Annotated in this window: 18 protein-coding genes, 1 pseudogene and 2 riboswitches; of the genes and pseudogenes, 6 read left to right on the top strand and 13 right to left on the bottom strand. The window is 73.6% G+C overall.

The features are described from left to right. Positions 1 to 56 precede the first annotated feature (56 nt). Positions 57 to 359: a 4a-hydroxytetrahydrobiopterin dehydratase gene (locus MRBLML1_RS04380; protein WP_364511921.1), complete on the top strand. Its 303-nt coding sequence runs from the start codon at positions 57 to 59 to the stop codon at positions 357 to 359. Here MRBLML1_RS04380 and MRBLML1_RS04375 read toward each other — a convergent pair. The 9 genes from MRBLML1_RS04375 to MRBLML1_RS04335 form a co-directional block, all read right to left on the bottom strand. After that, positions 328 to 2277, bottom strand: a complete 1950-nt coding sequence (locus MRBLML1_RS04375; protein WP_364511918.1) for a cytochrome c oxidase assembly protein — start codon at positions 2275 to 2277, stop codon at positions 328 to 330. The genes MRBLML1_RS04380 and MRBLML1_RS04375 overlap by 32 nt on opposite strands. Continuing rightward, the gene (locus tag MRBLML1_RS04370; RefSeq protein ID WP_364511914.1) at positions 2274 to 2825 is read right to left on the bottom strand and encodes a copper resistance CopC family protein; all 552 of its coding nucleotides are present in this window, start codon (positions 2823 to 2825) and stop codon (positions 2274 to 2276) included. The genes MRBLML1_RS04375 and MRBLML1_RS04370 overlap by 4 nt, the downstream gene beginning before the upstream one ends. After that, positions 2822 to 3409, bottom strand: coding sequence for a vitamin K epoxide reductase family protein (locus MRBLML1_RS04365; RefSeq protein ID WP_364511912.1), 588 nt, complete (start codon positions 3407 to 3409; stop codon positions 2822 to 2824). Before MRBLML1_RS04365 ends, MRBLML1_RS04370 begins: the two co-directional genes overlap by 4 nt. Beyond that, complete coding sequence (locus MRBLML1_RS04360; protein ID WP_364511909.1) at positions 3406 to 4203, bottom strand: DsbA family protein; 798 nt, start codon at positions 4201 to 4203, stop codon at positions 3406 to 3408. The genes MRBLML1_RS04365 and MRBLML1_RS04360 overlap by 4 nt, the downstream gene beginning before the upstream one ends. Further along, positions 4200 to 5432 carry a Dyp-type peroxidase gene (locus MRBLML1_RS04355; RefSeq protein ID WP_364511906.1) on the bottom strand — a complete coding sequence of 411 codons (1233 nt, stop codon included), beginning with the start codon at positions 5430 to 5432 and terminating at the stop codon, positions 4200 to 4202. The genes MRBLML1_RS04360 and MRBLML1_RS04355 overlap by 4 nt, the downstream gene beginning before the upstream one ends. After that, positions 5432 to 5965, bottom strand: coding sequence for a copper chaperone PCu(A)C (locus tag MRBLML1_RS04350; protein WP_364511903.1), 534 nt, complete (start codon positions 5963 to 5965; stop codon positions 5432 to 5434). The genes MRBLML1_RS04355 and MRBLML1_RS04350 overlap by 1 nt, the downstream gene beginning before the upstream one ends. 91 nt (positions 5966 to 6056) lie before the next feature. After that, complete coding sequence (locus MRBLML1_RS04345; RefSeq protein ID WP_364511901.1) at positions 6057 to 6674, bottom strand: hypothetical protein; 618 nt, start codon at positions 6672 to 6674, stop codon at positions 6057 to 6059. Between the two features lie 51 nt (positions 6675 to 6725). Continuing rightward, entirely contained in the window at positions 6726 to 7754 is a 1029-nt protein-coding gene (locus tag MRBLML1_RS04340) for a ribonucleotide-diphosphate reductase subunit beta (protein WP_364511898.1), read from the bottom strand. Next, a complete protein-coding gene (locus tag MRBLML1_RS04335) occupies positions 7751 to 10132 on the bottom strand; it encodes a ribonucleoside-diphosphate reductase subunit alpha (RefSeq protein ID WP_364511895.1) in 2382 nt (793 codons plus the stop codon). Before MRBLML1_RS04335 ends, MRBLML1_RS04340 begins: the two co-directional genes overlap by 4 nt. A gap of 105 nt (positions 10133 to 10237) precedes the next feature. Next, positions 10238 to 10443: riboswitch (cobalamin riboswitch) on the bottom strand. An 88-nt stretch (positions 10444 to 10531) separates the two neighbouring features. After that, a riboswitch (cobalamin riboswitch) is annotated at positions 10532 to 10726 on the top strand. Between the two features lie 61 nt (positions 10727 to 10787). On the opposite strand from MRBLML1_RS04335, the gene MRBLML1_RS04330 reads away from it, so the two are divergent. The 4 genes from MRBLML1_RS04330 to MRBLML1_RS04315 are packed head-to-tail and all read left to right on the top strand — an operon-like array spanning position 10788 to position 14261. Further along, positions 10788 to 11774, top strand: coding sequence for an ABC transporter substrate-binding protein (locus tag MRBLML1_RS04330; protein ID WP_364511892.1), 987 nt, complete (start codon positions 10788 to 10790; stop codon positions 11772 to 11774). Next, positions 11771 to 12799, top strand: coding sequence for a FecCD family ABC transporter permease (locus MRBLML1_RS04325; protein WP_364511890.1), 1029 nt, complete (start codon positions 11771 to 11773; stop codon positions 12797 to 12799). The genes MRBLML1_RS04330 and MRBLML1_RS04325 overlap by 4 nt, the downstream gene beginning before the upstream one ends. Then, on the top strand, positions 12796 to 13569 hold the full coding sequence (locus MRBLML1_RS04320; RefSeq protein ID WP_364511888.1) for an ABC transporter ATP-binding protein: 774 nt from the start codon (positions 12796 to 12798) through the stop codon (positions 13567 to 13569). Before MRBLML1_RS04325 ends, MRBLML1_RS04320 begins: the two co-directional genes overlap by 4 nt. Then, positions 13566 to 14261 carry a (2Fe-2S) ferredoxin domain-containing protein gene (locus MRBLML1_RS04315; RefSeq protein WP_364511885.1) on the top strand — a complete coding sequence of 232 codons (696 nt, stop codon included), beginning with the start codon at positions 13566 to 13568 and terminating at the stop codon, positions 14259 to 14261. The genes MRBLML1_RS04320 and MRBLML1_RS04315 overlap by 4 nt, the downstream gene beginning before the upstream one ends. Here MRBLML1_RS04315 and MRBLML1_RS04310 read toward each other — a convergent pair. The 4 genes and pseudogenes from MRBLML1_RS04310 to MRBLML1_RS04295 all read right to left on the bottom strand — a co-directional run. After that, a pseudogene (locus MRBLML1_RS04310) lies at positions 14255 to 14683 on the bottom strand (phosphatase PAP2 family protein); the annotation flags it as partial. The gene MRBLML1_RS04315 and the pseudogene MRBLML1_RS04310 overlap by 7 nt on opposite strands. Beyond that, positions 14680 to 15918, bottom strand: a complete 1239-nt coding sequence (locus tag MRBLML1_RS04305) for a hypothetical protein (RefSeq protein ID WP_364511883.1) — start codon at positions 15916 to 15918, stop codon at positions 14680 to 14682. The gene MRBLML1_RS04305 and the pseudogene MRBLML1_RS04310, both read right to left, overlap by 4 nt. Positions 15919 to 15971: 53 nt before the next feature. Further along, positions 15972 to 17285, bottom strand: coding sequence for a sensor histidine kinase (locus MRBLML1_RS04300; RefSeq protein WP_364511880.1), 1314 nt, complete (start codon positions 17283 to 17285; stop codon positions 15972 to 15974). Further along, positions 17282 to 17968 carry a response regulator transcription factor gene (locus MRBLML1_RS04295; protein ID WP_364511877.1) on the bottom strand — a complete coding sequence of 229 codons (687 nt, stop codon included), beginning with the start codon at positions 17966 to 17968 and terminating at the stop codon, positions 17282 to 17284. The genes MRBLML1_RS04300 and MRBLML1_RS04295 overlap by 4 nt, the downstream gene beginning before the upstream one ends. 126 nt (positions 17969 to 18094) lie before the next feature. On the opposite strand from MRBLML1_RS04295, the gene MRBLML1_RS04290 reads away from it, so the two are divergent. Continuing rightward, positions 18095 to 18721 carry a hypothetical protein gene (locus tag MRBLML1_RS04290; protein WP_364511875.1) on the top strand — a complete coding sequence of 209 codons (627 nt, stop codon included), beginning with the start codon at positions 18095 to 18097 and terminating at the stop codon, positions 18719 to 18721. Positions 18722 to 18873 lie beyond the last annotated feature (152 nt).

Below are 18873 nucleotides of genomic sequence, written 5' to 3'. Positions count from 1 at the left end.
GTCCTGACAAGGCCTAACGCGGGGTTCCTGCACCGCCGCGGCGTACCGTCGGGGTCATGGCACGCGACTACCGGACCGTCTCCGCCGACGACTTCACCGCCGCCGAGGGCCTGGCCGACTGGCGGGTCGAGGGCGCGCAGGCGACCACGACCTTCGCGACGGGCGACTTCGTGACCGGACTGCGCCTGGTCAACGAGATCGGCCGGCTGGCCGAGGAGGCCGACCACCACCCCGACCTCACCCTGCGCTACCCCGAGGTCGAGGTGTGGCTCGGCACCCACGACACCGGCACGGTCACCGACGCCGACGTGGCGCTCGCCCAGGCGATCACGGCCGCGGCCCGCGCGATCCTCGGCTAGCCCGCTCCAGCATGGCGTTGTAGGCCGCGAGCTCGGCGTCGCCGTCGCGGTCCGCGGCCCGGTCGCGCCGTCGCGCCTCGCGGTCGTCGCTGCGCCACCACTGGAACAGCAGCAGCACGACGACCAGCACCATCGGGACCTCGCCGAGCGCCCAGTTCATCGCGCCGGCGAGGTGCTGGTCGTCGAGCCGGTCGGGGACGTAGGGCAGCCGGACCAGCCGGTAGTAGCTGTCGCCGATGACCGTCTCCGAGCCCATCACCGCGATCGAGAAGAACGCGTGGAAGGGCATGCTGACGAGCAGCACCACCAGCCGGGCGACGTGCGGCAGGGTCCGTCCGGGCCGCTCGCCGAGCAGCACCTCGAAGAAGAGCATCCCGGCCAGGAGGAAGTGCAGCTCCATGCCGACGTGTCCGAGGTGCCCGCGCATCAGCGGGCCGAACAGTCCGCCCAGGTAGACGACGTACAGGCTGCCGATGAGCAGCAGCGACGCGGTCACCGGGTGCAGCAGCAGGCGCGCGGGACGGGACGCGAGGGCCCGGGCGAGCAGCTGGCGTGGCCCCAGCCCACCCGGTACGTCGGCCCCGGGCAGCGCGCGCAGGGCGAGCTGCAGCGGAGCGCCGGTCACCAGCAGGATCGGCGCGATCATCGACAGCGCCATGTGCGACGCCATGTGCGCGCTGAAGATCACCCGCGCGTAGGTGCCGAGACCGCCGAAGGTCGCGTAGCCGACGACGAGCAGGCCGAGCGCGAAGGCGATGCTCCGCGCGACCGGCCAGCGGTCGCCGCGGCGGCGCAGCGTCAGCACCCCGGCGAGGTACGCCGCGCCCCCGAGCCCCACGACGAGGAAGCCGACGCCGGACGGGGTGAAGGAGAACAGCAGCCGGGAGAGCGTCGGCGCCGGTGGGACGGGTCCGCCGAGCACGGACTCGGCGAGCGAGGTGTAGAGGTTGTCCGGGACCGGCGGCGGCGTGCGGCCGAGGGCGACGCCGAGCCCGACAGCCACCGCCATCAGGGTCAGCTCGACGGCCGTCAGCCGCGCCAGGGCGGCGATCTCTCCGCTCCGGACGCCGCGCCGGAGCCGGGCCGCGAGCACGCCGAGGCCGACGAGCACGGCGGTCTTGGCGATCGCACCGGCGCCGTACCAGGAGGTGATGCCGGCGAGGTCGCCGATCCGCACCCATGCGCTGACGACGCCGGAGACGACGGTGAGGCCGAGGCACCAGCCGGCGAGCGCGCTGAACCGGCGCAGGGCCCGCTCGCGCAGACGGCCGGTGGCGAGGTGCCACCACAGCGCACCGACGCCACCGATCCAGGTGACCGCGGCGAGCACGTGCACGACGATGCCGACGATCGCGGTGTCGTGGTTGCCCGCCGACGAGGCGTGGCCGGTGAGCAGCGGTGGGACGAGCGAGAGCAGGGCGAGCGTGAGCAGCACGAGTGCCCCGCGGTTGGCCAGCACCCACCGCGCGGCGCCGGCGACGAGGCCCAGCAGCAGGGCCTGCACGAGCAGCGAGGTGGCCTGGTCGGAGGTGGCGACGAACCCGCGCAGCTCCCGCCACCGCACGTCCATGGGCGGGACGGCGAACTGGTCGGAGTAGGTCAGCAGCACCGACGCCAGCGCCGCCATGGCAGCGGTCGCCGCGAGCCGGCGGACCGCGAGCATCGGCCGCAGCGCGGCTCGCTCCAGCTCGGCGGCGGGCCGTTCCATGGTCAGCGGCGCGACCACCAGGCCGGCGACCACCGCGATGGTGGCGCCGTCGGTGACCAGCCGGAGGAGCGGCAGCCCCCACGCGGTCACCGGCCCGGGGTCCGGCAGGCCCGGCACCGGCGTGGGGATCGCGCCGCCCTCGCGCAGCAGCACGGCGGCGGCCACGAGACCGGCGGCCACCACCGCCCCCAGCGCGGTACGACGGCTCATCGCGGCCTCCGTCGGGCGAGCAGCCACAGCAGCCCGGCCGCGGCGAGCAGCCCCGCCCCGACGGCGACCTGCACCGTGCCGAGCCCGACGCCGCTCCCGGCGCCCCCGCCGCTGGTGTCCGTCCGCTCGGCGGCCGCAACGTCGCTCGGGGTGGCCGCGAGGGAGGGACCGGTCGTGTCGAGCGGGCCGTCACCGACGACGAAGGTCAGCCGCCCGGTGACCGGGTGCCCGTCGGCGGAGATCACCCGGAAGGCCAGCGCGTAGGTGCCTTCCTGGCCCTTCGCGAGGTCCACGGTGACCTTCGTGCCGTCCACCCGCGGCTCGCCCTGGTCGGCGCGGCTGCCGTCCGGCGCCGTCACGACGACGTACGACGGGGGGCTGATCTCCTCGTTGAAGGTCAGCGTCGCGCTGCCGGGGAGGGCGGCGAGCCGCTGCCCGTCTGAGGGGTCGCTCGACACCAGGGCGGCATGGGCCCAGGCCGGGGCGGCGGGCAGGCCGAGGACGCCGAGCACCAGGAGCACGGCGCAGGTGCGGAGGGCGTGGCTCATGCGAGGGTCCTCCAGTAGTCCCAGAACTTCACCAGGGCCTGCACGACGACGGCGAGGTAGAGCGTGACGACGACCAGGTAGCGGTAGTCCCACAGCACCCGGCCCACCGGGTGCGGGCGCGCGGCGAGGGCGACGGTCCACACCGCGATCGGGATGGTCACCGTCCACACGACCATGCACCACGGGCACAGGGCTCCGATCCGGTAGATGCTCTGGAAGGACAGCCAGGCCACGAACACCAGCCCGAGACAGGCGCCGGTCGCGAAGCCGGCGAGCACCCAGCGGGGCAGGTGCACACCGCCGGCGAGCAGGACGCCGAGGGTGAGCACCACCGCGAAGGCGCCGATCCCCAGCAGCGGGTTGGGGAAGCCGAAGACCCGTGCCTGCTCGGTCACCATCACCGAGCCGCAGGACAGGATCGGCGAGAGGTCGCAGGAGAGCCGGTGCTCGGGGTCCTCCAGCAACCGGAAGCGCTCGACGGTCAGCACGAACGCCGCCGCCAGCCCGATCGCGCCGCCGGCGGCGAGCGCCAGCCCGGTGGCCCGGGCCGGCGTCGCCTCGACGGAGGGGTGCTGCTCGGTCACGACAGGGCCTTCTCGACGGCGGCCTGGATGCTCGCCGCGTCGAAGCCGTCGACCTTCGTGCCGTCCACGAAGATCGTGGGCGTGCCGGTGACCTCGCCCTGCAGGGTCTTGGTCGTGGTGGCCTTCACCCAGTCGGCGTAGGACTCGTCCTCGACGCAGTCGGAGATCCGGTCGGTGTCGGCACCGGCCTTCTCGGCGAGGTCGAGCAGCTCGCTGTCGGTGAGCCCCGCGCCGCCCTCGGCCGGCTGGTGGTCGAAGAGCTCCTTGTGGAAGGCCAGCCACGTCTCCGGCCCCTCCGCGGCCACGCACGCGGCCGCGTTGGAGGCGCGGCTGGAGTAGCGCGTCGTGGAGACCCGGTCCAGGAAGGCGATCGGGCGGTACTGCACCTGGATCCGCGGATCGGCGCGGTACTGCGCGAGCAGGTCGCCGGCCGTCGCCTCGAACTGCTGGCAGATCGGGCACTGGAAGTCCTCGACCACCTGGATGACGACCTTCGGGTCCTTCGCGCCGAAGGACAGTGCGCCGTTCTCGTCGACCAGCTCGGGCCGGTCCTTGATCGCGATCGGGTCCTCGCCGCTGCCGCGCACGGCGAGCACGAGCACGGTGACGGCGACCACGACCACCACGACGAGGACGGGGAGGCCGGCCTGGAGCAGCAGCTTGCGCTTGCGCTCCTGACGGCGGGCCTCCTCCTGCTGCCGGGTCATCGCGGCGTGCCGGGCCGCCCGGGCCTCGGCCCGGCGCTCCTCGTCACCCGGCGGCGGGGGCAGGTGGGGCTGGTTGTTCTTGCTCATGACTCCTCCAGGAGGGACTGTCCGGTGTAGCCGCCCTGGGGGGCGGCGGGAGGCACGGCGTAGACCGCCGAGCCGATGGTCGTGACCCACTCGTTGAGTCGGTCGAGGTCGTCCAGGCGCTGCTGCACGGGGACGAACTGCCGGGCGGGATCGGCGGCGTAGGCCAGGAACACCAGTCCGCTGTCCTCGCCGGTCGATCGCCGCGGGTCCGGCTCGGTGTAGTTGTAGGCGCGCCGCAGGAACCTCTCCGCGGGGTCGGTGCTGCGCGCCCGGGCGATGTGGCTGGCCGGGTCGATGACCGGGAAGCCGAACCGGTCGGTGGCCGCGAAGTCCGGCTCGTCCCGCTCCTGGCGTCCCGTCAGCGGAGCGCCGGTGTCCAGGCGCCGGCCGACGACCACCTCCCGCCCGACCCGGTCGACCCGGTCCCAGCGGTCGAGCTGCATCCGGATGCGCCGTACGACGAGGAAGGTGCCACCGTCGTACGGCTCGGGGGAGCGGGCCCACACCAGCGAGGCGAAGCCGGGATCGGCCTCGGTCGGGTTGACCGTGCCGTCCACCTGCCCCATCAGGTTGCGCATCGTGGTGCCGTCGGGGACGGTGCCACGCGCGGTGCGGAAGCCGTGCTGGATCCAGCGCACGTCCGCGAACGGCCGGGCGTCCTTGAGCAGCATCCGCTTGGCGTGGGCCAGGGTGAGCGGGTCGTCGCTGCAGACCTGGGCGACGACGTCGGTCTGCGACCACCGTTCCTCCAGCCGGTCCCGGCGGAAGGCCGGCAGCTCCTCCAGGACCGGCCGTCTCTCGGCCGGCACCAGCTCGCGCAGCACCCGCGGGCCGAAGCCGAAGGTCGCCGTCAGCCGGGACGGGTGCCCGGCCAGGTCCGGCTCGGTGTCCGCCAGCGCGGGCCGGCCGGCCGCGAGCCGCCCGGCGTCGTCGGACAGCAGGCGCATCATCCGGACCAGCTCGGCGCGGCCACCGCGCAGGTCCCAGCCCACGAGGGCCAGGTGGGCCTGGGGCGGGGTGGCGATGCCGGCCTGGTTCCGGCCGACCGCCGGTGCCGTCTCCGTGCCCGGGGACGGTCCGACCACGCGGGTCGGACCGTCCGCGGTGCGTGGACCGGGCGCCGTCGCCGCCACGGCGGCGGAGGCGCTCCAGCCCACCCCGGCGCCGCCGAGTGCGGCGGCCCCGGTGCGGAGGACGTTCCGGCGGTCCCAGCGAGGACCGCCGGCCATCAGCTGCTGCCGTCCGAGGGCTGGTACTTCTCGTCGGCGCCCTCGAACGGCTTGACGGTGGCCTCGACCTCGGTCGTCGAGCCGTCGCCGAGGGTGAGCGTGATCGTGACGGTGGTGCCGGCCGCGACCGGCCCCTCCAGGTCCATCATCATGATGTGGTCGCCGCCGGGGACCAGGCTCACCTTCCCTCCGGCGGGGATGACGAAGCCGCCCTTCTTGGGCCGCATCGCCATCGAGCCGTCGGCGTTCTCGACGGTCTCGTGCAGCTCGGTCATCGCGTTGACGGGCGTCGAGGCACTGACGACGTCGATGTCCTGGTCGGAGGAGTTGGACAGGGTGCCGAAGGCGGCGGTCATCCCGCTGCCGGCGGCCTTGACCCACGGGTCGGTGACGCTGAGCGCCGCGGCCTGGGTCGTCGCGCTGGCGGACGGGGAGGACGACGTCGTACCGGGTGGGTCGTCGTTGCCGCAGGCCGCGAGGGCCGGGGCGAGCAGGCCGCACAGCAGTGCGGCGGACAGGGTGGTCTTGCGCATGACGGGTTCTTCTCGTTTCGGGTTCCGGGCGCGCGAGGGCGCGCAGCGACAGGCGCCCGCGCACCTGCCGGAGCCCGGAGGGGCCGGACCGTCAGTGCGCGAGGCGCAGGGGAGAGGTGAGGTCGAGCCGTCGTACGGGCGGGCCGCGAGGCTCCGCGGCGGTGCGCACGGTCTGGGAGCGGACCGCGCCGCGCTCGGCGCGGACCCGCTGCCGGTCGCGCACCGGCAGCCGGAGAAGGCCCAGCAGCCGCAGCACCAGCCAGCCCACGAGGGCCCCGACCGCGGCCACCACGGCCTGGTCGAGACCGGCGGAGACGGCGGTGGTGGCGGCGACCACGCCGAGGTGGGTCAGCGCCATCGACGGGGTCAGCCCGACCGCGTCGAGCAGGGTCATGCCGCCCGCGGCGTGATGGGCGTGCCCGTGGTGGTGCATCCCGGTCGGCGCCATCATCAGCGTCAGGTGACCCACGGCCTGGGCGCAGAACGCCGTCAGCGCCAGCCGGGGGACGGCGACCCGCCCGCTCGGGGTGAGCGCGACCGCCAACGGCAGCGCGACCCCCAGCACGACCAGGCCGGGCACGAGCAGCACCGTGCCACCACCGGCGACGTGCGCGCACAGCGCGCCGAAGGACGCGACCAGGCCGGCGACGAGGCCGCGGGCAGGCCGGAACCGGCGCCCGGAGGCGGCAGCGGTTCGGGTGGCGGACATCCCCGCCATGGTAGGCGGCGGGTGGGGACCCGCCGCCTACCGGTGCGCGCCTCAGAAGTCCTCGTCGAAGCCCACGGTCCCGCTCACCCCGACCTGGTACGCCGAGACCCGCCGCTCGAAGAAGTTCGACAGCTCCTGGACGTCCTGCAGCTCCATGAAGGCCAGCGGGTTGGGCGATCCGTAGATCGGCTCCAGGCCGAGCCGCTGCATCCGGCGGTCGGCGACGTGCTCCAGGTAGGAGCGCATGTCGGCCGTCGACAGCCCGGCGACGCCCATCCCGAGCAGGTCCTCCGCGAACTGGGCCTCCGCGGCCACGCCGTCCATGAGCATCTGCCGCACCTGCGCGGCGAGGTCGTCGTCGAAGAGGTCCGGCTCCTCCTCGCGCACCGTGTCGACCACGTCGAAGGCGAAGCCCATGTGCATCGACTCGTCGCGGAACACCCAGTTGGTGCCCGAGGCCAGCCCGTTGAGCAGGCCGCGGGAGCGCAGGAAGTAGACGTAGGCGAAGGCGCCGTAGAAGAACAGGCCCTCGATCACGGCGGCGAAGCAGATCAGGTTGAGCAGGAAGGCCCGCCGGTGCTCCTTGGTCTCCAGCCGGTCGAGCTCGAAGACCTTGTCGATCCACCGGAAGCAGAAGTCCGCCTTGTGCTTGATCGACGGGATGTTGTCGACGGCGGCGAAGGCCTCGTGGCGCTCGGTCTCGTCGGGCACGTAGGTGTCGAGCAGGGTGAGGTAGAACTGCACGTGCACCGCCTCCTCGAAGAGCTGCCGGGACAGGTAGAGCCGGCCCTCCGGGGAGTTGATGTGCTGGTAGAGATTGAGCACCAGGTTGTTGGCGACGATGGTGTCGCCGGTGGCGAAGAAGGCGACCAGGCGCGACACCAGGTGCCGCTCGGCCTCGGTGAGCCGCTTCAGGTCGGCGAGGTCGGAGTGCAGGTCCACCTCCTCGACGGTCCAGTTGTTCTTGATGCCGTCGCGGTAGCGCTCGTAGAAGTGCGGGTAGCGCATCGGCCGCAGGGTGAGGTTCATCCCCGGGTCCAGCAGCATCCGGGTGGCGGAGTGGTCGTTGACGGTGCTCACTGGCAGGCCTCGCAGCTCTCGGGGTTCTCGAGGGAGCAGGCGAGTGCTTCCTCGTCGGTGGCGGTGGCAGGGGTGACCGCGACGGTCGCCTGCTGGATGCGCGTCGCGGGCCGCGAGCGCAGGTAGTACGTCGTCTTCAGCCCGCTCTTCCAGGCGAAGGCGTACATCGACGACAGCTTGCCGATCGTCGGTGAGGCGAGGAACAGGTTGAGCGACTGGGCCTGGTCGACGAAGCCCTGTCGCTCGGCGGCCATCTCGATGAGCGCCTTCTGCGGCAGCTCCCAGGCCGTGCGGAACAGCAGCCGTACGTCGTCCGGCAGCTGCCCGATCCCCTGCACCGACCCCTCGGCGCGCTTGATCGCCTCGCGCACCTCCGGGGTCCACAGCCCGCGGCCCTTGAGCTCGCGGACCAGCGCGGAGTTCACCTGCAGGAACTCCCCCGACAGCGTCTCCCGCTTGAACAGGTTGGAGACCTGGGGCTCGATGCACTCGTAGCAGCCCGCGATCGAGGCGATGGTCGCCGTCGGCGCGATCGCGACGAGCAGCGAGTTGCGCAGCCCGTGCTCGGCGACCCGCTCCTTGAGCGCCGCCCACCGCTCGGGCTGGGTGAGGGTGGCGCCCCACAGGTCGGGGTGGAGGTCGCCGCGCGCGGCCCGCGTCTCGTCGTACGACGGGTGGGGGCCGTGCTCCTCGGCGAGCGCGCAGGACACCTCGAGCGCCGTCAGGTGGATCTCCTCGGAGATCCGGGTCGACAACGCCTTGGCCTCGGGGGAGTCGAAGGGCAGCCGCAGCGCGAAGAAGACGTCCTGCAGGCCCATCAGGCCCAGGCCCACCGGCCGCCACCGCGGGTTGGAGGCCGCGGCCGGCTCGCTCGGGTAGTAGTTGATGTCGATGACCCGGTCGAGGAAGGGCACCGCGGTCCGGACGGTCGCGCGCAGCTTCTCCCAGTCGACGTCGGCCCCGCCGGCCGAGCCTGCCGGGACCAGGTGCTGGGCGAGGTTGACCGAGCCGAGGTTGCACACCGCGGTCTCGCCGTCGGAGGACACCTCGATGATCTCGGTGCACAGGTTCGACAGGTGCACCACCGGCCGCCCGGGGCCGGGCTGGTCGCTGGTCTGGTTGCAGAACCGGTTGGCCGCGTCCTTGAAGGTCATCCAGCCGTTGCCGGTCTGGGCCAGGGTGCGCATCATCTTGGCGTAGAGGTCGCGTGCCCTGACCTGGCGGACGTAGCGGCCCTCCGCCTCCGCCCGGCGGTACGCCGTGTCGAACGCCTCGCCCCACAGGTCGGGCAGCTCGGGCGCCTGGTTCGGGTCGACGAGCGACCACGTCTCGTCGGCCTCGACCCGGCGCATGAACTCGTCGGGGATCCAGTTGGCCAGGTTGAGGTTGTGCGTACGACGGGCCTCCTCGCCGGTGTTGTCGCGCAGCTCCAGGAACTCCTCCACGTCCGGGTGCCACGGCTCCAGGTAGACGCACGCCGCGCCCTTGCGCCGTCCGCCCTGGTTGACCGCCGCCACCGAGGAGTCGAGGGTGCGCAGGAACGGGACGATGCCGTTGGACTGGCCGTTGGTGCCGCGGATCAGCGCGCCGCGCGAACGGACGCGGGAGAAGCCGATCCCGATGCCGCCGGCGAACTTCGAGAGCTGGGCGACCTGGGTGTAGCGGGCGTAGATCGACTCCAGCTCGTCGCGCGGGCTGTCCACCAGGTAGCAGGAGGACATCTGGGTGTGCCGGGTGCCGGAGTTGAACAGGGTCGGGCTGCTCGGCAGGTAGGCCAGGCTCGACATCAGCCGGTAGAAGCCGATCGCCTCCTGCGGGGTGCGGGAGAGGCCGCAGGCCACCCGGAGCAGGAAGTACTGCGGTGTCTCGATCACCAGCCGGGTGGTCGGGTGACGCAGCAGGTAGCGGTCGTAGACGGTGCGCAGCCCGAAGTACTCGAACCGCCGGTCGCCGGACTCGTCGATCGCGAAGTCGAGCTTGCGGGCGTTGTCCTTGACGAAGGCCGCGGTCTCGTCGCCGATCACGCCCTCGGCGTGCCCGAGCGCGACGGACTGGCTGAACGAGGCCACGCCCTGGTTGCGGATCTCCTTGTCGACGTAGCCCGCGAGCAGCCGGGCCGCGAGCCGGGAGTACGCCGGCTCCTCGCCGATCAGCTCGGCGGCCGTCTGGATCGAGAGCCGGTCCAGCTCGGCGGTGGTGGCGCCGTCGTACAGGCCGCTGATGGTGCGGGTCGCGACCCGCATCGGGTCGACGTCGGGCAGGTCGCCGCTGACCCGGTCGACCGCCCGGACGATCTTGGCGACGTCGACGTTCTCGTGCTCGCCGTTGCGCTTGCGCACCTGCATGGAGGTGCGGGTGGGTGACTCGATGACCGTCACTGGTCTCTCCCCTCGGAGTCGTGGCTCGCGAGGGGACGACAGCGGTCGACGGCACAGCGCCTTCCAGCCGTCGGCCTTCCCACGAGGCCTCGGACCACCGCACCCGGCGGGTGCGGTGCGCTGGCAGGTCTTCGGACTCGTGGGCGTCCGGCTCGCTCCTACTGGCCGTCGCTTCCCAGGCCCTGAGGCCCAGTGCTGTTGACGGCGGTCGTTCCCACTCACCGCTGCGGGGCAGTCCCGGACTCTCACCGGGTTCCCTCTTGCCTCTCCGGCCCGGGTGGGTCGGAGAACCAGCTGCATCGCCACCATATGTAGGGCCGAGCCCGAGAAGTGGGACCAGATGTAGGGGCGGCGTGTCGCGGGTGAGGAAGGACACGGCGGGCCGGCGGGGCCCGGCGTGCTAGCGTCCGCCTCGCCAGTCGCACTCACGAAGATCGTGGGTCAGGGAACCCGGTGAGAGTCCGGGACTGACGCGCAGCGGTGAGGGTGACGGGCGGGGCAACACGCCACTGGAGCGGGCAATTCGCCGCTCTGGGAAGGCGCTCCGTCCGGTCGATCCCGAGTCCGAAGACCTGCTGGCCGTGGGCCTCGGGGTCCGCGTCACACCCCACCCACACAGGCTTCGCGCAAGAGCCTCGGATCGAAAGAGTGACCCGTGACGTCTCGTCGTCCCCGTTTTCTGCCTGCCCTGCTCGCCCTCCCGCTGGCCCTGTCCGCCTGCGCCGGAGCGCCCGAGCCCGAGAAGAAGGAGGCGGCCGGGGACGGGTTCCCGGTCGAGGCCTCCAGCTGTGGCTACACCTCCACCATCGAGGCGCCGCCCGAGCGCGCGGTGACCATGAACCAGGGCGCCACCGAGGTGATGCTCGCCCTCGGCCTGCAGGACCGGATGGCCGGCACGGCGTACCTCGACGACAGCGTGCCGGCCAAGTGGAAGGCGGCGTACGACGAGGTGGAGGTGCTCTCGAAGGAGTACCCCGACCACGAGTCCCTGCTCGCCGCCGAGCCCGACTTCGTCTACGGCTCCTACTCCAGCGCGTTCGGCGACGAGGCCGCCGGCTCCCAGAAGGAGCTGACGGGCCTCGGCATCGGCTCCTTCGTCTCGCTCTTCGGGTGTGGCGAGAACGAGCCGAGCGCGGACGTCTCGTTCGACGCGGTCTGGGACGAGATCGAGACGGTGGCCGAGGTGTTCGGCGTGCCCGAGCGGGCCGAGGCCCTGGAGGAGGACCAGGAGAAGGCGCTCGACGCGCTCGCGCAGCAGGCGCCGGGCAAGGGCCTGGACGTGTTCTGGTTCGACTCCGGCGACAAGGCGGCCTTCGCGGGCGCCGGTGAGGGCGGCCCGCAGCTCATCCTCGACGCCGTCGGGGCCACCAACGTGTTCGCCGACGTCAAGGGCGGCTGGGCCGACGTCAGCTGGGAGCGGGTCGTGAAGTCAGATCCCGACCTGATCGTGCTCGCGGACGCGAGCTGGTCGAGCGCGCAGGAGAAGATCGCACTGCTGGAGAAGGACCCGGTGCTGAAGAACCTGCGCGCGGTGAAGGCGAAGGCGTACGTCGTGCTGCCGTTCTCCGCCACCACGCCGGGCGTCCGGCTCGCCGACGGCGCGGTGGACCTGGGCGAGCAGCTCGCGCAGCGCTCGCGATGACCCTGGCGGCCCGGCCCCTGGGCGCCGTGCTGACGGTGCTCCTGGCGGCGGCGGTCGTGGTGGCGGTCGGCATCGGCTCGGTGCACGTGCCGGTGACCGACGTGCTGGACGTGGTGCTGCGCCGCTTCGGCGCCGCGGTCGACGCGAGCGTGGTCGACGACCGGATCGTGTGGCAGCTGCGGATGCCCCGCGTGCTGGGAGCCGCGGCCACCGGCGCCGGCCTGGCGATCGCGGGCGCGGTGCTGCAGTCGCTGACCCGCAACGACCTCGCGGACCCTTACCTGCTGGGCATCTCCGGTGGCGCCACGGTGGGCGCCGTCAGCGTGATCGTCCTCGGTGTCGGCGTGGCCGGGCTCGCCGGCGGCGCGGCGCTGGGTGCCGGCGCCTTCCTCGGCGCGCTCGTCGCGCTGGTCCTGGTCCTCGTGCTCGCCACCGGGCGCGGCGGCGACCTGCCTCCGGCGCGGACCGTGCTGGCGGGCGTCGCGGTCGGGCAGATCTGCGCCGCCTACACCTCCTTCGTGGTGATGACCAGCGGCGAGCGGGACGCCGCCCGGCGGGTGCTCGCCTGGACGATGGGCTCGCTCGCGGGCGTGCGCTGGCACAGCGCGGTCGTGCTCCTGGTCGTCGTGCTGCTGGCGACCGTGCTGGTGCTCGCCTTCGCGGCGGACCTCGACGCGTTCGCGTTCGGCGACGCATCGGCGTCCTCGCTCGGCGTACCGGTCGAGCGGGTGCGGTGGATCCTGCTGGTGGGCACCGCCCTGCTGACCGCCTGCCTGGTGGCCTACACGGGCGCGATCGGCTTCGTGGGACTGGTCGTCCCGCACGTCGTACGGCTGGTGTGCGGGCCGCTGCACCGGCGGCTGCTGCCGTTGAGCGCGCTCGCCGGCGCGATCCTCATGGTCGGCGCGGACACCGTCGCCCGCTCGCTGGTCGACGGCCAGGAGATCCCGATCGGCGTGGTGACCGCGGTGCTCGGCGCACCGGTCTTCGCGTGGCTGCTGCGGCGTGAGTCGAGGACCCGATGATCGCGGTGGACCGCCTCACCTGGGGCGTGCGTGGACGGACGATCCTCGACGACGTCGCGCTGACCTGTCCGCCCGGCGCGGTCACCGGGCTGCTCGGGCCGAACGGCTCGGGGAAGACCACGCTGCTGCACCTGATGGCCGGGCTGCGCCGCGCGGACGCCGGCGCGGTGCACCTCGACGGCGACGACGTGCACCGGCTGCCCGCGCGCGAGCGGGCCCGCCGGATCGCGGTCCTGGAGCAGCACTCCTCGACCGGGTTGCCGCTCACCGCGCGCCAGGTCGTCGAGCTCGGCCGGATCCCGCACCGCGGGCGCTGGCCGGCCCGGCACGACGAGGGCGCCGCCGAGATCGCCGAGGCGCTCCGCCTGGCCGAGATCGAGCACCTCGTCGACCGGGACTGGCGGACGCTGTCCGGCGGTGAGCGCCAGCGGGTCCAGCTCGCCCGCGCGCTGACCCAGCGGCCCGACGTGCTGATGCTGGACGAGCCGACCAACCACCTCGACCTCGCCCACCAGATCGACCTCCTGGCCACCGTCCGCGCGCTCGGCCGCACCGTCGTCGCCGCGCTGCACGACCTCGACCTGGCCGCGGCCTTCTGCGACCACCTGGTCGTGCTCCGGGACGGCCGGGTGGTCGCGGCCGGCCCGCCGGAGGAGGTGCTGAGCGCCGCGCTCGTCGCGGACGTCTACGGCGTGGAGGCGAGCGTCGGGCGGCACGAGACCTCGGGCCGGCTGCACGTGGTGTGGCACGACGAGCGGGCGGTGCGGTGAGCGCCGCGGTGGTCCTGGTGCCGCTCGGCGTCGACGCCGAGCGGCACGTCGAGGACCTCCGTGCCGTCGCCGCGGCCACCGGCGCGACCCTCGCCTTCCTCCAGGCCGGTACGCCGGCCGTGGCCGACGAGCTCGACCGGCTGGCCGCGTGCGGGGTCACCGCCGTCGAGCTCGTCGGTCTCGGCCTCGGCGCCCCGACGGCCCGCTCCTGGCTGCGCCGGGTCGCGGGCGACTGGGTGCGCCGGCACCCGGAGGTGACCGTGGTCGTGGCGGAGCGCCCGGTGACCGGGTCCGAGGCGCCGCTCACCTCGCCCGCGTGGGAGGACGTGCCCCGGCACGCCCGTCAGGTGCTGGTCTGCCGCGGACCACGCTGCTCGGCGCGCGGCTCGGACGCGACCGCGGCGGCGCTGGCCGACGAGCTGCGCCGGCGCGGGCTCGGCGACGACGACGTGCTGCTGACCGCGACCGGCTGCCTGTTCCCCTGCAACCAGGCGCCACTGGTGGTCGTCCACCCCGACGACGCCTGGTACGGCGCGGTCGACCCGGAGTGCGCCCGTCGGATCGTCGGGGACCACCTCGTCGAGGACGCCCCGGTGGCCGCCCACCGGCTGGCGAGGAACCGGAGCACCAGCACCGAGGCACCGACGGAGAGCACGCCGAGCACCATCCCGCCGGCCACGTCGCTGGGGTAGTGCCGGCCGAGCAGGACCCGGTCCGCCGCGACCAGCAGCACGGTCAGCGCCCCCGCCACCGCGGTCCCGCCACGGCGCCCGGTCGCCACCAGCAGCGCCAGCACCAGCGCCGTCACCCCGGAGGTGTGGCCGGAGGGGAAGGCCGGGGTGTGGACCGCGTGCGCGGCGACCTGCCAGTCCGGGCGTGGGCGGCCGACGACCGCCTTGAGCACGGCCGTCGCCACCACGGTGCCGGCCGTCGAGCCGCCCACGAGCGCGGCGGCCCCCCAGGCCCGCCGTGCCGTGAGGAGCCCGGCGACGAGCACCGCGACCGCGACCAGCACGGGCTGGGCGAAGGCGACCTCCACCGCGTGCAGGACGGGCACCAGGCCGTGCCCGGCGGCCCAGTGGGTGGCGGGCCGGCCCAGTCCGTCGGGACTCATCCGAGCGTGCCGATCAGCGTCGTCAGGGCGCCGGTCTCCGCCTGCTCGTCGGGGGAGGACGCGCGGACCGCGGTGAGCACCGCGTCGACCTCGTGGTCGACGTACGTCCAGGTGGTGCAGTCCTTCGCCACCAAACGGTCCTGCGCGTCGTCCCAGGCGGTCTCCAGGTCCGTCGCGCGCGCGGAGGCCCCCGACCGGTCACCGGAGCGGACCCGGCTCAGCGTGTCCTGGGTGATCGTCCGGAAGCGGCGCAGGTCGGCCGCGGGGAACGCCGAGGCCGCGGCGACGTGCGTGCCCGGGCCGGAGCAGGTCGGCGCGGCTCCCTCCTCGGCGGCGAGGGCGTCCTGGTGCGGCTGGCTGTGGGCCCAGCCCAGGACGCCGCAGGTGGCGACCGCTGCGAGGCCGAGCACGGCCAGGGAGATCCGCTGCCGGTGCTCGGAGGTGACCGGTGCCGTCGGGGCCGCCTGCTCCTCCACCACGTCGGCCCGGCTCAGGGACAGGTAGACGACGCAGGCGAGGATCGCGCCGAGGAAGACCAGGCTGGTGCCGAAGGTGCCCAGCCCCAGGCCGTGGTCCTTGGCCGGGGTGGCCAGCCAGTCGCCGATGTTGGCGCCCAGCGGGCGGGTCAGGATGTAGGCCAGCCAGAAGGACAGCACCGCGTTGGCACCGAAGCGCCAGAGCCCGGTCACCAGCGCGATGAGCGTCAGCGGCAGCAGCACGGACTGGCCCGGCGCCCAGCCGGTCAGCTGGAGGGTCCAGTCGCCGGTGGCGGTGCCGAGGGCGAAGGTGACCAGGACCGCGAGCCAGTACCAGCTCTCGCGTGGGGTGGTGTCGATGCTGTGGATCGACAGGGTCCGCTCGCGGGCGTACCAGGCACCGAACACCGCGGCCAGCAGGACGGCGAAGACGGTGCTGCTGATCCACAGCGGGACGCCGAGCCGGTCGGTCAGGATGTCGGTGTAGAGCGTCCCGGTGACGCTCACGACGACCACGGTCAGCCAGTAGGCCGCGGGGACGTAGGCGCGCAGCCGCATCTGCACGGCGAGCACGGCGACGAAGACCACCGTGAAGAGGACAGCGGTGGGCACCAGGCCGAAGCCGAGCGTCTCGTTGATGTAGTCGGCGAAGCTCTCACCGACCGTGGTGCAGAGGATCTTGATGATCCAGAACCAGACGGTGACCTCGGGGACCTTGCTGAGCATCGGCGCCGCGCGGCGCAGGGGCGTGGTGGTCATGGCACCGAGGATCGGGCGCCGAACCTGCCACGGACCTGACTGTGCCGGCGCCGTTACGGCGTGGGCAGGGTGATCACCAGCCGGGTGGCGAGCGGGCCGTCGCCGACCGTCACGTCGCCGCCCATGCTGCGCGCGATCCGCCGCGACAGCGGCAGGCCCAGCCCGGCGCCCGTGCCGGTGGTGCGGCCCGGCTCGAAGACCCGCTCCCGCTCGGCGGGTCCGATGCCGGGGCCGTCGTCGTCGACGTACAGGGCGAGGAAACCGGGGCGGTGCAGACCCGCGGAGACCACCGTGTGGCCGGCGAGCCGCCGGGCGTTGTCGAGGACGGGCGCGATGGCGCGCGCCGCGAGCGCGGGCGGCAGCAGCACGCGCAGTGCCGGGGCGACGTCCACCGCGACGCCCGCGTGGTCCCCGGGCCCGAGCGCCTCGGCGACCGCCTCGACCAGGAGGCACGAGCCGGACATCGCCTGGCTGGACGCGGTCCGGGCCAGCTCGAGGAGGCTCTCGATCGCGCTCGCCATCCGCCGGGCGGCGTCCTGCACCTCCTGGACCCGCTCCCGGGTGTCCGGCGTCAGGTCCGGGTCGAGCAGCAGCAGGTCCACGTTGAGCCGTACGGCGGTCAGCGGGGTCCGCAGCTCGTGCGCCAGCTCGGAGGTGAGCCGCTGCTCGGAGCGGATCGCGTGGGCGACCCGCTCCAGCAGGCGGTCCAGGGTCCGGCCCAGCGTCGCGAGCTCGTTGCCACCGGGGCCGGGGTCGAAGCGCATCCCGAGGTCGTGCTCGCTCCAGTCGTCGGCAGATCGGGTCATCGCCACCACCGGCGCCAGCGCGCGGCGGCTCACCCACAGCGCGAGCCCCGCGGCGAGCACGATCATCAGCCCGCCCGCGCCGACGCACACGAGCAGCGCGAGCCGTTCGCCCCGCTCGTACGGCGCCATCCGCTCCGTCACCACGACCACGCCGCGGGCGCCGGCGGACGTGCGGAAGGGCTTGGCGCGGATCCGCCGCTCCTCGGTGCCGGGCGGCTCGACGGTGCGGGCTCTGGCCGTGGTGGCCAGGGCGGCGTACTGCGCGGCGTCGGCGCTCGGGGCGCTGCCCGCCACCAGGCGGCCGGTGTCGTCGTAGACGGCCACGCCGGCGTCGAGCCGGGAGTCGGGGACCACGAGCCGGCCGCCGGCGCCGCTGGTGGCCGAGCTGATCACGGCCTCGGTGCGGTCCTCCAGCACGGTGTCGACACTGCGGCCGGTGGCGCCCTCGAGCACGATCTGGACGACGATCGTCAGGACCACGACGCCGAGCGCGGTGACCGCGGCGGTGAGCACGACGAGCTGAGCGCGGAAGGAGCGGGCTCGCGCCGTTGGGCGGCTCATCCGGCTCCGCCCACCGTCAACCGGTAGCCCACGCCGCGCACGGTCTCCACCTGCGCGCTCGCCCCGGCCTCGGCCAGCTTGGAGCGCACCCGGCGCATCAGCGAGTCCACGGTGTTCTCGCTGACCATCGCGCCGTCTGGCCAGGCCGCGGCGACCACGGCGGCGCGCCGGACCACCTCGCCGGGGCGGGCGGTGACCGCGGCGAGCATGCGGAACTCGGTGGGCGACAGCGCCACCTCGCCGCGGTCGGTGCGCAGCGAGTGGGTGGTCGGGTCGAGGACCAGGCCGCTGTCGTCGCGTCGTACGGCGAGCTGGCGCCCGCGGCGCCCGAGCACGGCGATCCGTGCCATCAGCTCCTTGACGTCGAAGGGCTTCGCGACGAAGTCGTCGCCGCCGGCACCGAACCCGGCGAGCCGGTCGTGCACGGCGCCGTACGCCGTCAGGAAGAGCACCGGCGCCTCCTGGCCCGCCGTCTTGAGCGCCTGGCACACGTCGCGGCCATCGGCGTCGGGGAGCCCGATGTCCATCACGATGACGTCGAGCGCACGGTCCTCGCCGAACAGGTGCAGCGCCTCGGCGCCGGTGTGGGCCACCACCGCGGTGTGCCCGGCCAGCGTGAGGGCGCCCCGCAGCGCCCGTCGAAGGGCCGGGTCGTCCTCGCAGATGCCCACGGTGAGCTCCATCGGCATCATCATGCCCGGTTGGTGCGAAGGACGCCCCCGAGCGCGCCGGGTAGGGCAGGATGGTCGAGAATCGTCAGTCCTGACGCGGGTTTCCGATGCGCCAGGCCGACCGACGCGAGGGGAGACGTGGTCGACGTGGTGACGGAGGTGGCCAGCCCACCGTCGTACGAGCTGTTCGGGGTCAACTGGGTGCGGCGGGTGCTGCACCGCGACCGCATCCTGCACACGATCGACCAGGTCCTCGGCGACCAGATCGCGCTCGGGCCGATCGGCGCCGGGCCGGGCCGGGCGTTCGCGAGCGTCAGCTTCGTCGGGCGGTTCCGGCCGACGACCGGCGAGGAGGTCGTCGGGGCGCCGCTGCTGACGTACGCCATCGACCTGCCGATCAGCGTCGTCTTCCAGCTGGAGCTGCCGCTCGACCGGCTGAACTTCAACGCCGAGGTCGTCATCCCGCTCGTCCTCGTCGTGCACACCGAGGAGCCGCTGCGGCTGCGCCTGGAGCTGATCACGCCGACGGAGGAGCAGATCGGGCTCGAGCTGAAGACCGACACCCGGCGCGGGGCGATGCTGCGCAAGCTCACCGGGCTCGACTCCGAGCTGCGCCGGTTCGTGCTCAAGGTCATCGACACCGAGCTGGCGAAGCCCTACGTGCAGCGGGCGACGCACCTCGACATGGAGGAGCTCATCGACCACGCCTGGCCGGCGCTGACCGAGCGTTTCCTGCCCCAGGGGCCGGAGGATCGGCAGGCCTGAGGGGCGCCGCACCGGCTGCCTATCGGATCCGATGGTTGGCCTGATTTTTCAGATCTTTCTCCGGTAAAGATCCCTAACCTCGAAAGCGGGCCTGGTCGCGACGTGGGGTCGTAGCCAGGAAGAGGGAGTGCTGAACAGGCCTCGGGGAACGA

It is taken from the genome of Nocardioides sp. LML1-1-1.1 (genome assembly GCF_040676175.1).
Taxonomy (GTDB): Bacteria; Actinomycetota; Actinomycetes; order Propionibacteriales; family Nocardioidaceae; genus Nocardioides.
This window is presented reverse-complemented; position numbering and strand designations above follow the sequence as displayed.

Bases quoted from the DNA above. Each gene is read 5' to 3' on its own strand.
- MRBLML1_RS04300 (WP_364511880.1), bottom strand. From the start codon at position 17,285: ATGAGCCGCCCAACGGCGCGAGCCCGCTCCTTCCGCGCTCAGCTCGTC.
- MRBLML1_RS04370 (WP_364511914.1), bottom strand. From the start codon at position 2,825: ATGAGCCACGCCCTCCGCACCTGCGCCGTGCTCCTGGTGCTCGGCGTC.
- MRBLML1_RS04355 (WP_364511906.1), bottom strand. From the start codon at position 5,432: ATGGCCGGCGGTCCTCGCTGGGACCGCCGGAACGTCCTCCGCACCGGG.
- MRBLML1_RS04380 (WP_364511921.1), top strand. From the start codon at position 57: ATGGCACGCGACTACCGGACCGTCTCCGCCGACGACTTCACCGCCGCC.
- MRBLML1_RS04375 (WP_364511918.1), bottom strand. From the start codon at position 2,277: ATGAGCCGTCGTACCGCGCTGGGGGCGGTGGTGGCCGCCGGTCTCGTG.
- MRBLML1_RS04295 (WP_364511877.1), bottom strand. From the start codon at position 17,968: ATGGAGCTCACCGTGGGCATCTGCGAGGACGACCCGGCCCTTCGACGG.
- MRBLML1_RS04350 (WP_364511903.1), bottom strand. From the start codon at position 5,965: ATGCGCAAGACCACCCTGTCCGCCGCACTGCTGTGCGGCCTGCTCGCC.
- MRBLML1_RS04360 (WP_364511909.1), bottom strand. From the start codon at position 4,203: ATGAGCAAGAACAACCAGCCCCACCTGCCCCCGCCGCCGGGTGACGAG.
- MRBLML1_RS04305 (WP_364511883.1), bottom strand. From the start codon at position 15,918: ATGACCACCACGCCCCTGCGCCGCGCGGCGCCGATGCTCAGCAAGGTC.
- MRBLML1_RS04325 (WP_364511890.1), top strand. From the start codon at position 11,771: ATGACCCTGGCGGCCCGGCCCCTGGGCGCCGTGCTGACGGTGCTCCTG.
- MRBLML1_RS04345 (WP_364511901.1), bottom strand. From the start codon at position 6,674: ATGTCCGCCACCCGAACCGCTGCCGCCTCCGGGCGCCGGTTCCGGCCT.
- MRBLML1_RS04320 (WP_364511888.1), top strand. From the start codon at position 12,796: ATGATCGCGGTGGACCGCCTCACCTGGGGCGTGCGTGGACGGACGATC.